Origin of the sequence: Roseovarius maritimus (assembly GCF_043355895.2) — a bacterium.
Classification (GTDB): domain Bacteria; phylum Pseudomonadota; class Alphaproteobacteria; order Rhodobacterales; family Rhodobacteraceae; genus Roseovarius; species Roseovarius maritimus.
The window spans coordinates 1-13,457 of sequence record NZ_JBHFPF020000004.1; the positions used below are offsets into that span (position 1 = coordinate 1).

The window sequence follows — 13,457 nt, forward strand, 5'->3', positions numbered from 1 at the left end:
CGTGGGAGAGTAGGTCGTCGCCAAACCTAGTAAAACCTTGAGATAAACGTATCTCTCTTTCGATGAAATTCCTCACAAAACCGCAACCCGTGAGGAAATTGGCGCGGGATGGAGCAGCCCGGTAGCTCGTCAGGCTCATAACCTGAAGGTCGTAGGTTCAAATCCTACTCCCGCAACCAACTTTAGCGAACTTTCGCAATCAGCCAAGCCCGCCGCACCGGCGGGCTTTTTTGTTTGCAGCAACTCCAACAGCTTGCCACGCAATTCCAGACGGTGAACCCGTTCTTCGCCGTCCCAATCGACCACCACGGTGTCGATCAGGCTATGCAGTTCCTCGCTGGCGCGCCCCGATACATCCTCGTCGGACAAGGTATCCGCAAGATCATCAATATGGGCTCGGTAGATCCCCGGCAGATCTTCGGGTAACTCGACCGGCTCTGGTGCCTCTGTCGCACGTCTCGCGCGCGCTTCCGCCAGATCCGCATCCACCCTGTTGAGCTGGGCGATGATCGGCGCGGAATAGTCGCCATCCTCAACGGCCTTCATCAGGTTTGCGTGCCTGACCTCCAACTGCCGGATGCTCTGATCCTGGAGCCGCAACATATCATCGCGTTCTTTCTTCTCGGCCTTCCTGCGGGCCAGGTAGGGCCGCCTTTTGGGCGCATTCCTTTGGTCGGTGCCGTCCGCGATCGGGAAGCGGAATAGAACGACATCGCCGCGCTGTGGGTTGGTGGCCCAGTCGGCAGCCGGAAAGAGAGGTTGGGGTTGGTGAAACATTTTGGGTCTCCTTGGTGTGAAAAATCGACACCAGCGGTGGAAACCTTATGAAGAAAGCTTCCGTTTTGCTGCGCGTCGCAAGAAGCGCGCGGCAAAACGGAGGCTGGGATCGGGAGAGCGGCGAGAGGGTGTCCCTCTCGTCAAACTTTGGGCAATGTGTAAGCGATCTGATGCAACGGCGAGGCCAGCTGTCTAACCACTGCGGCTACCGGCCCCGGGCTTGGGAGACGCGTGCAGGCAGGGTCGATGTGAATACCCCGAAATTGCGCAAGGGGAGCTACTTACCCGACTTCCTGGAACCCCGCCGCGCAGCGGAGACGGCCATGACGCCGTCATCCAGGAAGCCTATGTCCAGGGCCTCTCGACACGCTCCGTGGACGACCTGGTCAAGGCGATGGGCATGACCGGGGTGTCCAAGAGCCAGGTCTCACGGCTCTGCGGCGAGATCGACGAAAGGGTCGATGCGTTCCTGGGGCGACCGCTGGAACGCGAATGGCCCTACCTTTGGTTCGACGCCACTTACATCAAGGTGCGCCGGGGCGGCCGGATCGTCAGCGTTGCGGCCATAGTGGCCGTCGCCGTCAACCTGGACGGCCGCTGCGAGGTTCTGGGCATCGCCGTCCAGTCCAGCGAAGCCGAGGTATCCTGGGACGAGTTTCTGCGCTCTCTCGCCGATCGTGGCCTGCGCGGCACACGCCTGGACGCCCGTGACAGCGGGCGCAATCGCGCGTAACGAGGCACTGCGAGCTTCGAAATACCTCGGTCGCGCGATCTGGCGAAACTGGAGCGGATACCACCGTCGAAGCCGCGTCGGAACGAAGATGGACTGCATGGAACTTCTCGGACAGCGCCTCATGGCGCGGGACTTCGATCGTCAGGTCGCCGAAATCCAAGTCCGCATTGCCGTCCTCAACGGCTACACCGCGCTCGGCATACCCGTCACGAAAGCTGTAGAATAGGTCTGTCCGGGGAAAGGGGCAGCACGGCCATCACCCGATTTGTGCAACAGAGTCTATTGTGGGCTTTCGTGCATTCGTGACCTTGCGAGAGGCGATCTCGCCGGCATTGGTAGGTGGGCTTTCCTGAGCGCCGCCACCCTAGCCTTGCCTCGCATCGTTCGGTACGAAAAGGGCGGGCCCATCGTCGGGACCGGCTACTCGACCTGAAGCTATCTTAGCCCACCAAGGATGAGACCATATATGACTGAAGACAGCAGACCGCGCCCCGAGGTGACCGCTTTCGGTCCCGATTTCACCTTCGCCTATGATTCATGGATAACCCATGCTGACGGCATCGGCAGTCTTCCTGCAGAAAACCACGGCAAGAAGGTCGGTGTAATTGGGGCGGGCATGGCCGGGATGGTCTGCGCCTACGAGTTGATGAAACTCGGCCTGCATCCGGTTGTCTATGAAGCCGGGCAACTGGGTGGGCGGTTGCGCAGCCAGGCCTTCGAAGGTGCCAATGACGCGATCGCAGAGCTCGGCGGCATGAGGTTTCCGATCTCCTCGACTGCTTTCTATCACTATGCTGACACCTTGGGTCTTGAGTCCCGTCCCTTTCCCAACCCGCTGACCGACGCGGCCGGATCGACGGTGATCGACCTTGCGGGCGAGACACTCTACGCCGAATCCCTCGATGACCTGCCACCGCTCTATCGCGAGGTGAGCGCCGCCTATGACCAGGCGCTGGAGGATCATGCGCAATTCTCCGAGCTGCGCGCCGCCGTGAAGGACCGAGATGCCGCACGGGTGAAAGAGCTGTGGAACCCCATTGTCCGGGACTGGGACGATCGCAGTTTCTATGACTTCATCGCGTCTTCGGACGCGTTCCGGCGCCTGTCCTTCCGGCACCGCGAGGTTTTCGGTCAGGTCGGCTTCGGCACGGGCGGCTGGGACAGCGATTTCGGCAACACCATGCTGGAAATCCTGCGGGTCAATCTGCTCGGCTTCGATGACGATCAGCGCTACATTGTCGGCGGCGTTCAGCAGGTGCCGAAAGGCCTTTGGAAACGAGCGCCGGACCGCATGGCCCACTGGCCCGCCGGCACATCTTTGCAAAAGCTTCATGGCGGCTCCACGCTGCCGGGCGTTGTTGCCATTCACCGCGAGGGCGAGACCGGCCCCTTCATCGTCCGCGACCGGTGGGGGCGCACGGAAAAATATGACGCCCTGATTAGTACCTGTCAGAGCTGGGTTCTCAGCACTGCCATCGATTTCGACGAAAAGCTGCTCAGCCAGTCGATGTGGATGGCGCTCGATCGGACCCGCTACATGCAGTCTTCAAAAACCTTCGTGATGGTGGACCGTCCGTTCTGGCGGGACCGCGATCCAAGGACCGGCCGCGAGCGGATGAGCGTGACCCTGACGGACCGGATGACGCGCGGCACGTATTTCTTCGAGAACGGCCCTGACGAGCCCGCAGTCATCTGCCTGACCTATTCGTGGATGTCGGATGCGCTGAAGATGGAGCCTCTCTCGGTCGAACGGCGTGTCGAGCTGGCCCTCGATGTGCTGCGCAAGATCTATCCCGATGTCGATATCGCGCGCCATATCGTCGGCAATCCCATCACGGTCAGCTGGGAGAGCGACGCGAACTTCCTCGGCGCGTTCAAGGGCGCCTTGCCCGGGCATTACCGCTACAATTACCGCATGTTCGGGCATTTCATGCAGTCCGGGATGCCGCCGCATGAGCGCGGGCTCTTCATCGCCGGCGACGGGGTGAGCTGGACGCCGGCCTGGGTCGAGGGTGCCGTTCAGACCGCGCTGAATGCGGTCTGGGGGGTGATGAACCACATGGGCGGCGCATCGCCCGGATCCAACCCCGGGCCGGGCGATCTCTATGCTGAGCACGGGCCGATCGATCTTGGCGACTGAGACTGCTCCGAGCCGCTTGGTTTGACGTTATCGGGTGGACGGTTTTGATTGTGAATGCATCATCGGTCTGGTCCATCTAAACACTGTGTTCTGGCGCAGTGGACGGCAGCGCAAGGCACTGTGCGGCCTGACGGTGTTGTCGTGGACGCGACATCGCCTGTTCAGGAGTTGGGCTGAGCCGTAGGCTATAGAGGCTTTCTGTCGTTGATTAGCTCGTCCGCTGCGATAGCGTTCCGAGAAATGGTGTAGGTATCCGCCCTGATTTCGCGGATGCGCAATGGGAACTTTTCAAGGAAGTTGATCGCATTGGCTTGAATCTTCCTTTGATCGTTGGTGATGAGCATTTCCTTCTTCCCAAACCTGGGAGGTTTACGAAAATGTCCCGCGAGCAACGGCCATATCTACAAGCAAACTTCGTCGATCATGGTTGCTCGTGCGATATCTGAGATCAACCGGATTCACGCATTTGGTGCGTGGCCGATGCTTTCAGGCACTCCCGGAGTTCCTTAACGATCTCCTCGATCCATTCATCGTTCATCATTTCCAAAGGTGCATTGAAAGAGACGGCTAAATCTACTTCGGATGAATCACTACGCGGAATCGGCAGGCCCAGACCACCTTCCCCTGGAAGATAGTACGCCATGTTCACGGCATAACCGCGCCGCCGTGCCTCGCCCACTTGCTCCGCGATTACCATCTTGTCGATGTACCGTTGCGATGGATGACGCAGGTAGCGTTCGGCATTGGACTCGATAATTTGAACGGCGGCCTTTTCGGGCAGGATCGATAAAAGCGCTAGGCTACCCGCAGCTACGCCCATCGGTACCCGCCCTCCTAAGCCGAGTGAAAAGTGTCGGCGCGAGGATCGGCTGACCATTTCGGCACACGCGGCATCGACACCGGCCTGAACCATTAGAAAGACTGTAAAACCTGTTCGGCGCGCAAATTCTGTCATGCCAGGACGAAGCTTTTGGATCTGCGGCTCAAGTCGTTCCTGTCGCTGGGCGAGCATCGAGATTGCGGGGCCAAGCCTATAGTGGCCATAGCGCCCGGTCGGTTCCGCGAAGCCCTTATTCAGGAGAGAGGCGATGGAGCGATGCGCCGCTGATTTCCCGCCACCGATCCGCTGCACGATCCCGGAAAGGCTGAGTCCTTCAGGTCCAACCTCTCCCAGTGCAAGCAGGATATCGAGCGCACGCTCGGCATTGAGAGACGATGTTCTAGAAGCGGTCATACTCTACCAATATTCCGTTTATTGGAACAATACGTTAATTTTCGTTCCGATAGAAGGAATAATTTGACAGGCCGCGTGTGTGTTTGTCTTGTATCGACGTGGAGGTTGGATGAGCTCGCGATATGGGCTCGTCTACCGGAGTGGCTTTCCGCATCTCACAATCAATGTGGGAAGGGTGTCGCTCTGGATTTTCACGTGAAGTGACTGCCGGGCATCCCAGCAACGCGAGGGGGAGACAAATGCTGCCATTTCTGATCAAGCGTCTTGGCTTTGCGACGATCACTCTCTTCAGCGCTCTGACGCTGGTGTTCATCCTCGTGCGCATCCTGCCTGGCGACCCGGCAATGGTGATCTTGGGTGACCAAGCAAGTGCCGCCAATATCGAGGCGTTGCGTGATCGGCTCGGCCTGGATCAGCCGCTGCTCGTGCAGTACGGGACATTTTTGCTCAATGCAGTGCAGGGCGACTTGGGTAACTCCTTGGTTACTGGAAGGCCAGTCATGGAAGAGATTCTGGCGGTTCTGCCATATACCTTGGAGTTGACCATCGCCGCGCTGCTTCTCGGCGTCATGCTCGGCGTTCCGGCCGGGGTCTGGGCTGCAGTGCGACGCAACCGACTTCCAGATTATGTCTTGCGGCTCATCTCGCTTTTGGGGCTTTCGCTGCCGGCGTTCGTTGCAGCAATAGTTCTCTTGATGGTCTTTGCGATTCATTTCAGGTGGTTTCCGGTCATCAGTGCAGGCACCGGCGATACGATCGCAGATCGACTGCGCCAAATGGCCTTGCCAACATTGGCGCTGGCGCTGATCATGATGGCTTACATCACTCGTGTTACCCGCTCTGCGATGCTTGAGGTTCTAAACCAGGATTTCGTACGTACGGCGCGTGCCAAAGGTGCCAGTCCAACTACGGTCATCTGGACCCATGCACTTGGTAATTGCATGATCCCGATCACCACGGTCGTAGGTCTCTATCTGGGGATCTTGATCGGTAATTCAGTTCTAACCGAGATCGTCTTTTCACGGCCCGGCCTCGGTAAGCTTATTCTCACCGCTTTGACGCAACGCGACTACACGCTGCTGCAGGGGATGATTGTCATCTACACGCTGATGGTCGTCGTGGTGAACCTGTTGACCGACTTGACCTATGGTTTCCTTGACCCGCGGATCAAATACAAATGACCCAACCAGTCTCTACTCCCATACCTGAGCCAGTCGTTCGCCACAGTGGTTTCCAGAGCTTCTTTGGCAAACTGAATGTTTCGACTTGGATCGGATTCATCATCGTCGTTGCACTGATATTGATGGCTACCTTTGCGCCGCTGCTGGCCACGCATGATCCGGCTCGACAGAACATCATGGATACGTTGGCCATGCCTGGGTCGGACTACCTCTTGGGTGCTGACCAGTTTGGTCGGGATATTTGGTCGCGGCTCATCTACGGGGCACGCTATTCCCTCACGATCGGCTTCTTTGCAATCGTCATCGCTATGGTTGTAGGCACTTTGATCGGCATGATCGCGGGCTATGTGGGCGGGCGGATCGACATCATCCTGATGCAGATTATGGATGTCGTGCTGGCCTTCCCCGCATTGATCTTGGGCCTTGCGATGGTGGCGATGCTTGGGGCCACGTTGACAAATATCATTATCGCCATTGCGTTCACCGCGACCCCGGCTTTTGCGCGAATCGCGCGCGGGGGCGTCATTGCACAGCGTGATCGGGAGTATGTGGAGGCGTGTCTCGCGATGGGATTTTCGGGACCTCGCATTCTCTTTCGTCACATCACTCCTGCAATACTGCCCGAAGTGATGGTCATGGCCTCGCTCTGGATGGCAACGGCCGTGCGAACGGAAGCTTCACTCGCATTCATCGGACTGGGGCTTGCGCCGCCCACCCCAACGTGGGGAGGCATGGTGCGAGACGGCTTCGACAACATTCTCAACTCGTTTCATCTGGCGCTTATGCCCAGCATGGCAATCCTTATCTTGGTTCTCGCCTTCAACTTGATCGGTGACGGTCTCCGAGATGCGATCGACCCGCGTCTAAAGGATGCCTCCTAATGCCAACAGATTCTATCCTTTCCGTGCGTGATCTAAACATCTCCTTTGGCAGCGCGACCGTTGTAGACGACCTAAACTTCGAAATCGCGCCCGGCAGCACGCTTGCCATGGTTGGCGAATCGGGGTCGGGTAAATCCGTCACCTCCCTGGCAATCATGGGGCTTCTACCCGATCGCGTTGGCCGGACAGAGGGATCGATCAGGTTTGATGATCGAGAGCTTCTAACACTGCCGGAATCCGAGATGCGTCAAGTTCGTGGCGATCGGATCAGCATGATTTTTCAAGAACCTATGACTTCTCTAAACCCTGTACAGCGGATTGGAGATCAGTTGGGCGAGGTCATTCGCATCCACCGGGGGTTGAAGGGCGCCCAGCTGAAAGCGGCAGTCCTTGAGATGCTGAAAAAGGTGCGCATCCCCGATCCTGAAACTCGCATGCGTCAGTACCCACACACTTTCTCGGGTGGTATGCGCCAACGCGTGATGATCGCCATGGCGCTCGCTTGCGATCCGGCGCTGATCATCGCGGACGAGCCGACCACTGCGCTTGACGTAACAGTCCAAGCCCAAACGCTGGCGCTCTTGAAGGATTTGCAGCGGGAGACGGGAGCAGCAGTTCTTTTCATTACTCACGATATGGGTGTCGTCGCCGAGGTCGCTGACCATGTTTTGGTCATGCGACATGGGCGCGAGATTGAAAGTGGCACGGTTCACGAAGTATTCTCAAATCCCAAGGACCCTTATACGAAGAGTTTGATTGAAGCCGCGCCCAGCGTCGCTGGAAAGCGCGTTGATGGCACCATACCCGCTCGCCCAGTGGATGGCGTGCCAATATCATTCTCTGGTGACCAACCCGTTCTCAAAGTCTCCGATCTGTCGGTCCGCTTCCCGATGCACAGCGGGTTTCTTGGTCGGGTAACGGGCATCGTCCATGCAGTCGACGATGTCTCGTTTGCAATTGGGAAGGGAGAGACACTGGGCTTGGTGGGTGAGTCCGGCTCAGGAAAATCTACGATTGGTAAGGCGATCATCAACCTTGCCCCAATTCATTCCGGGCAGATAAGCGTCTTGGAGCAGCCCATCAACTACCATGATCCGCGCAGCCTGGCACGGCTACGCCGTGATGTGCAGATGATTTTTCAAGACCCATATGGTTCGCTGGATTCCCGACAAACTATTGGGTCAGCAATCATCGAGCCGATGTTTGTACATGGTCTAGCCAAGGGCCGCGAGGCCGTTGACAAAATGGAATGGCTGATGGAGCGCGTCGGTCTCGACCCCGCCCGCGCCTCAAGCCTGCCGCACGAGTTTTCAGGCGGGCAGCGCCAGCGGATCTGCATTGCACGGGCACTAGCGATGTCCCCGAAACTGATCATCGCAGACGAGGCGGTCTCAGCGCTCGATGTATCGATCAAGGGGCAGATCATCGAACTGATGATCGATCTGCAAGAGGAATTCGGAGTCTCCTATCTCTTCATCAGCCACGATATGGCTGCGGTTGAAAGGATCTGCGACCGCGTTGCGGTGATGTATTTCGGCGAAATTGTCGAGATAGGCAATCGCAACGACGTGATAGGGCGACCCGGGCATGATTATACTCAGCGCCTTCTGTCGGCCATTCCTATCACCCATCCCGACCAGCGCGACACCCGCGTTCTTCCCACACTCGATTCCACAGCACCTCGTAGCCCGATCAAGCCGCTGGATTATCTTCACCCCGCGCCGGAATGGGATGTGGCTGGCGAGAACCACTTCATTCGTCGGGCCCCGTCTGACGTCTTAAATAAATAGGTTTTATATGCATGCGATAGAGGAACTCGCAGCCTTCGCGGCCGATCATCCGCAGGGTTGCCTCCCCCGAGAAGCCAGCGCGGGGGTTTCATTACTCGTGACAGATTTGCTGGCCGCCACTGCTGCCGGGTTGCAGATGCCGCTCTCTGCGGCAGCTCGAGCGGCGGCGCCCGTGCTCTACGGTAGCGGGCCGGCACAGGTCTGGTACACTGATCTCAAGCTCTCGCTTGCCGGAGCGGCCATGGTCAACGCAGCCGCTGCAAGTGCTCTCGATATCGATGATGGACACCGCGGCGCCGCCGGCCATGCGGGTGCGGGAGTTATCCCCGCCGCGCTAGCTGTGGGGCAGACGCTCGGGTCGAGCGATGCTCAGATTTTTGATGCGATTGCGCTCGGCTATGACGTGGCGCTGCGTATCGCCACTTCGCGACCGACGGGAACTTTCGAGACATATAGCAGCGGTCGCTGGGTCGGTTATGGCGTTGCGGTAGCAGCCGGACGGCTTCTGGGTCTTGATGCTCGGAAGATGGCCTATGCGATGGGCATCGCTGGCGCCGAGGGTCCCATAAGCTTTCCCACAGGTAGTTCGAAATACCAGGGCAGCACTGTGAAAGAGGGAATCCCGCCCGCTGTCACTGCTGGGCTGACAGGCGCCTTCAGGGCCCATGCCGGCGCGACCGGGCCGATCGATCTTCTGGACCGCGAAGACCGGTTCAAGCGCGCTACCCTGACTGATGGCTTGGGTGAGGAGTGGTGGCTACACCAGTGTTATCTGAAGCCTTACGCGTGCTGCCGCTACATGCATGCCGCAGTGGATGCGATCACTGAGCTGCGCCACGCTGGGAAGCCCATTATCAGCCTGCGGATCGAAACCTTCCCGCAGGGATTGAAATTGTCAAACTCCCGCACTCCGGCGACGCTCGAAGCCGGGCAATACAGTTACTACTTTAGTTGCGCTCTGGCTGCGCTGAAAGGTTCCGCTGCTCTCCAGCCAGTTGATCCAGCTTGGCTGACCGATGCTGCAGTATTGGAGTTGGCTGGACGGATTGAGCTGGCTGCGCATGAAGATTTTGATTGCTCCTTTCCCGTCGGAACACCTTGTCGTGTCATCATGGATCAGGGGGAGGGTCCGCAAAGTTTGACCGTGCTGCATCCCTTGGGGGATGTGGCCAACCCAATGTCGCGCGAACAAGTTATCGACAAATTCCGCCGCATTGGCGCTGCAAATGTAACCGTCGCACGCCAAGAGACAATTCTCAATGCGCTCGATGGGCTTATGGACCATGGATTTGCGCCGCTTTTTGCGGCTCTTGATGCGGATGCTGCGCAGATTGACCAAACGATTCATCAACAAGGAGGTAATAAAGATGAACTTCTCTTTTCCTAAGGGGCACATGCTCGCCGCCGTTCTTGCGGCAACAGCGATTGCACCAATGTCTGCGTTTGCCAATACAGAGCTAACGCTTGGGGCTGCTGCCGCCGATATCGGCAACCTGGACCCGCACTACTCATCCAGCACTACAGACAGGACGCTGGTTGCTTGGGTTTTTGGTGGCCTCGTTCGTTTTGCGCCCGGCTCTACTGATCCAGCAACAATCGAAGCCGATTTGGCTGAAAGCTGGGAAGCCAGCGAGGACAACCTTGTCTGGACTTTCAAGCTGCGCAAAGGTGTGGAGTGGCATCACGGTTATGGTGAGGTTACAGCCGATGACGTGGTCTTTAGTCTTAACAAGTCTGCGGACTCTGAGCGTTCGGCCTTTGCCAGCGATTATTCCGCCATCAAAAGCGTTGAGGCTGTCGATTCCCACACCGTCCGCATTACGCTGAACCAGCAGATACCCAGCGTTCTGGGATTGCTGGCCAACTACGCTGGCGGCTTCATCATAAGCGAAGACGCCTATAAAGAGCGTGGCGATGCGTTTTCGCGTCGTCCCGTTGGCTTTGGCCCCTTCCAACTCGATTCCATTGAGCCGGGTGTTGCAGTCCATTTTACTGCACATAAGAATTATTTCCGTGGCACGCCCGAGCTCGAGAAGATTACCTATCGCTTCCTCTCCGCGGCCTCGGCACGCGATCTAGCCTTCCTTTCAGGTGAAGTCGATGCAATTACCGGGCTTGCGGATCCACGCTGGTTGGAGCGCACGACTGCGATCGACGGAGCAACTGTCGACATTTTCAACCCGGCAGAACTCTCTCTTTTGCACATAAACACCACACGCGAGCCTTTCGACGATATCCGCGTGCGCCAAGCTCTGGCCTATGCCGTGGATCCAAGTCGGATCGCACAATACCGCGGCGACGCTTTCACTAGGGTGGCGAAATCCGTCGTTCCGTCGAACAACCTCGGCTACACTGAGGATAATGGCCATGTCAGCTTCAATGCGGACCGCGCTCGCGAACTACTGGCCGAAGCGGGTTATCCCGATGGGCTGACAGTGCCGATGATCGGGAGCCAGCTTCCGAGCTATGAATCGTCTAACCAGGTCCTGCAGGCACAGCTTTCTGAGGTAGGTATCACGTTGGAACTGGAGCCTGTCGAACACGCGACCTGGCATCAGATGATCCGCCAGGATCTAAGCCCTCTCGTGAATTATGGCGCGGCGCGGTTCCCGGTGGCGGATGTCTATCTAAGCCAGTTTTTCCATTCGGACGCCATTGTTGGCACGCCAACCGCAGTGACCAATTTTAGTCATTGCGACGTGGCCGATGAGCAGATCGAAGCCGCACGTACGGAAACCAATCAGGAGCGGCAGATCGAACTCTGGGAAGAAGCGCAGCGCGTGATTTTGGAAGAGGTCTGCGCGATCCCGGTGACCGAGACCGCCGGGGTCTGGGCGCGACGTGAAAACCTCAATTGGGGTCATGACTTCAATGGGTCGATGTCCCTTGGTCCGCTCGTGACTGAAGAGACGCACTTCACCGATTAATAAACCACAGGGACCGCGGGAAACCGCGGCCCTTTCTCTTGACATGTGGCGCTTATGTCCAAGCTTCCATTCCCGACTTATTCCAATATCTGCGGTTGGAACGCCATGTTGCCGACCCGTCGTCCGCATACTCCCGTTGCGGGCGATCAAACCTTTGATTACGCTGTGATCGGCGCAGGCTTTACCGGGCTGGCAATCGCGCGTCGCTTGCACGAACTGGATCCTCAGGCGCGGATCGCAGTTCTGGAAGCCACCACGGTCGGTGAAGGCTCATCCGCGCGCAACTCAGGCTTTACCGCCGCAGAGGTCCTGCCCCGTACTGCAACCATGAAGGGCGCTGAAACCGCACGACGGCAGAGCGCGCTGATTGGACCAGCCTTCCAATGGCTAACCGGTCTGATCGAAGAAAACGGCATCGACTGCGATATGCGCAAAGTGGGGTCCATCCGCGCCGCCGCGACAGAAGCCGGCGAGGTCTCGCTGCGCAACGTGATAGAGGTCGCGCAGATTAACGGGATAAAACATACGGTGCTCGATCAGGCTGAAATCGCAGATCGGATCGGATCGGACTATTATCGTCTCGGCATCTATGTGAATGACACCTATCTCTTACAACCAGCCGCCCTTATCCGCGGCTTGGCTGACACTTTGCCAGAAAATGTGTCGCTTTACGAGAACTCTCCGGTTCTTGGGATGACACGTGAGAACACCGGCTGGGCTTTGACGACCAACGGAGGCATTATCCGCGCCAGTCAAGTCGCTCTGGCCAATAACAGCTTCATTCGCAGCTTTGGTTATCTGAAATTGCGTATGGCAACGATCTACACCTATGCTGCGATCACCGCCCCGGTTTCCGCGGCTGATGTTGGTCAATTGGGCAGTGCGGACAATTGGGGTCTTTTGCCAGCACACCGTCTGGGCACCACGCTTCGGCGCATCGGACGAGATCGGCTGATGGTGCGATCACTTTATGCATACGAATCTGAGGTAAGCCAAGATGAAGCAATCTCCAAGCTGCGCAGCCGGTTCATAAGCCGATGGCCAGACCTTGCGCATGTCAATTTGGAGTATGTCTGGGGCGGCACGACAGCCTTCACCATGAACGGGGCTCCTTGGTGGGGTCGACTGGAACCTGGGCTCTTCGCTTCGGGCGGCTGCAACGGTAGCGGCATAGCCAAGGGTACAATGCTGGGTCGGCATTTGGCCGAGCTGATGACCGGCGCCGGCACACCTGAGGCAGTCACCGAAGCCATGGGCACCGCGAGCCTGATCGCACCAGAGCCGTTTCGAAGCATCGGCTTCCAAATCATATCCGCCTTGGAAAGCCGCAAGGCCGGGCGCGAAACCTGACGAAAGGGCAGACAATGAAACTTGAGCGATTTGACGTTAATTCCCGTCGCAGCCGCATGACAACTTACAACGGTATTTGCTACCTTTCGGGGCAGTTCTCAGACAACGCCGGAGACGTGGCCATGCAAACCCGCGAGACACTGGCCAAGATTGACGATCTACTAGCCCGGGTGGGAACGGATAAGTCACGACTGCTGACAGCCGAGATATGGATAACCACCATGGCAGATTTTCCCGCCATGGATGCGGTCTGGAAAGAGTGGGTAACTCCGGGCAATCCACCTCCTCGCTGTTGTTGTGCGGTCGAGCTGGGCGACCCCGAAATGCGCGTGGAAATTATGGTCACTGCAGCTCTTGGCGAAGCCACTCTGAGTGATACCTGAGCCATCCGTAGTAATTTCTCACTGAAACAAGCTGCGACTTGCAATCTGCTAATCTTTGATG

Annotated in this window: 11 protein-coding genes, 1 tRNA gene and 2 pseudogenes; 12 read left to right on the forward strand and 2 right to left on the reverse strand. The window is 57.8% G+C overall.

Annotated features, from left to right (window positions below; all coding sequences use genetic code 11):
- Window positions 1–102 precede the first annotated feature (102 nt).
- The 5 genes and pseudogenes from ACEWPM_RS09580 to ACEWPM_RS09600 all read left to right on the forward strand — a co-directional run bounded on the left by ACEWPM_RS09580 (window position 103) and on the right by ACEWPM_RS09600 (window position 3,650).
- A tRNA-Met gene (locus tag ACEWPM_RS09580) sits at window positions 103–179 on the forward strand.
- A gap of 55 nt (window positions 180–234) precedes the next feature.
- A complete protein-coding gene (locus ACEWPM_RS09585) occupies window positions 235–426 on the forward strand; it encodes a hypothetical protein (RefSeq protein WP_420768014.1) in 192 nt (63 codons plus the stop codon).
- Between the two features lie 521 nt (window positions 427–947).
- A pseudogene (locus ACEWPM_RS09590) lies at window positions 948–1,510 on the forward strand (IS256 family transposase).
- Window positions 1,467–1,736: pseudogene (locus ACEWPM_RS09595) on the forward strand (IS5/IS1182 family transposase); the annotation flags it as partial. The pseudogenes ACEWPM_RS09590 and ACEWPM_RS09595, both read left to right, overlap by 44 nt.
- A 240-nt stretch (window positions 1,737–1,976) precedes the next feature.
- Window positions 1,977–3,650: a flavin monoamine oxidase family protein gene (locus tag ACEWPM_RS09600; RefSeq protein ID WP_393964056.1), complete on the forward strand. Its 1,674-nt coding sequence runs from the start codon at window positions 1,977–1,979 to the stop codon at window positions 3,648–3,650.
- 185 nt (window positions 3,651–3,835) lie between these two features.
- On the opposite strand, the gene ACEWPM_RS09605 is transcribed toward ACEWPM_RS09600, so the two are convergent.
- Together ACEWPM_RS09605 and ACEWPM_RS09610 are read right to left on the reverse strand one after the other, a co-directional pair.
- Window positions 3,836–3,994, reverse strand: coding sequence for a hypothetical protein (locus ACEWPM_RS09605; protein WP_393964057.1), 159 nt, complete (start codon window positions 3,992–3,994; stop codon window positions 3,836–3,838).
- Between the two features lie 104 nt (window positions 3,995–4,098).
- Complete coding sequence (locus tag ACEWPM_RS09610; protein ID WP_393964058.1) at window positions 4,099–4,884, reverse strand: IclR family transcriptional regulator; 786 nt, start codon at window positions 4,882–4,884, stop codon at window positions 4,099–4,101.
- A 239-nt stretch (window positions 4,885–5,123) separates the two neighbouring features.
- Here ACEWPM_RS09610 and ACEWPM_RS09615 point away from each other — a divergent pair, with 239 nt between their 5' ends.
- From ACEWPM_RS09615 to ACEWPM_RS09645, 7 genes are read left to right on the forward strand one after another with little or no spacing between them, the layout of a single operon-like run.
- The gene (locus ACEWPM_RS09615; protein ID WP_393964059.1) at window positions 5,124–6,065 is read left to right on the forward strand and encodes an ABC transporter permease; all 942 of its coding nucleotides are present in this window, start codon (window positions 5,124–5,126) and stop codon (window positions 6,063–6,065) included.
- On the forward strand, window positions 6,062–6,946 hold the full coding sequence (locus ACEWPM_RS09620) for an ABC transporter permease (RefSeq protein ID WP_393964060.1): 885 nt from the start codon (window positions 6,062–6,064) through the stop codon (window positions 6,944–6,946). The genes ACEWPM_RS09615 and ACEWPM_RS09620 overlap by 4 nt, the downstream gene beginning before the upstream one ends.
- A complete protein-coding gene (locus ACEWPM_RS09625; RefSeq protein WP_393964061.1) occupies window positions 6,946–8,736 on the forward strand; it encodes an ABC transporter ATP-binding protein in 1,791 nt (596 codons plus the stop codon). Before ACEWPM_RS09620 ends, ACEWPM_RS09625 begins: the two co-directional genes overlap by 1 nt.
- Window positions 8,737–8,743: 7 nt before the next feature.
- Window positions 8,744–10,123: an MmgE/PrpD family protein gene (locus ACEWPM_RS09630; RefSeq protein ID WP_393964062.1), complete on the forward strand. Its 1,380-nt coding sequence runs from the start codon at window positions 8,744–8,746 to the stop codon at window positions 10,121–10,123.
- Window positions 10,104–11,663 carry an ABC transporter substrate-binding protein gene (locus ACEWPM_RS09635; RefSeq protein ID WP_393964063.1) on the forward strand — a complete coding sequence of 520 codons (1,560 nt, stop codon included), beginning with the start codon at window positions 10,104–10,106 and terminating at the stop codon, window positions 11,661–11,663. The genes ACEWPM_RS09630 and ACEWPM_RS09635 overlap by 20 nt, the downstream gene beginning before the upstream one ends.
- Window positions 11,664–11,717: 54 nt before the next feature.
- Window positions 11,718–13,013: an NAD(P)/FAD-dependent oxidoreductase gene (locus ACEWPM_RS09640; protein ID WP_393964064.1), complete on the forward strand. Its 1,296-nt coding sequence runs from the start codon at window positions 11,718–11,720 to the stop codon at window positions 13,011–13,013.
- Between the two features lie 14 nt (window positions 13,014–13,027).
- Window positions 13,028–13,396, forward strand: a complete 369-nt coding sequence (locus tag ACEWPM_RS09645) for a RidA family protein (RefSeq protein WP_393964065.1) — start codon at window positions 13,028–13,030, stop codon at window positions 13,394–13,396.
- The last annotated feature ends 61 nt before the right edge of the window (window positions 13,397–13,457 follow it).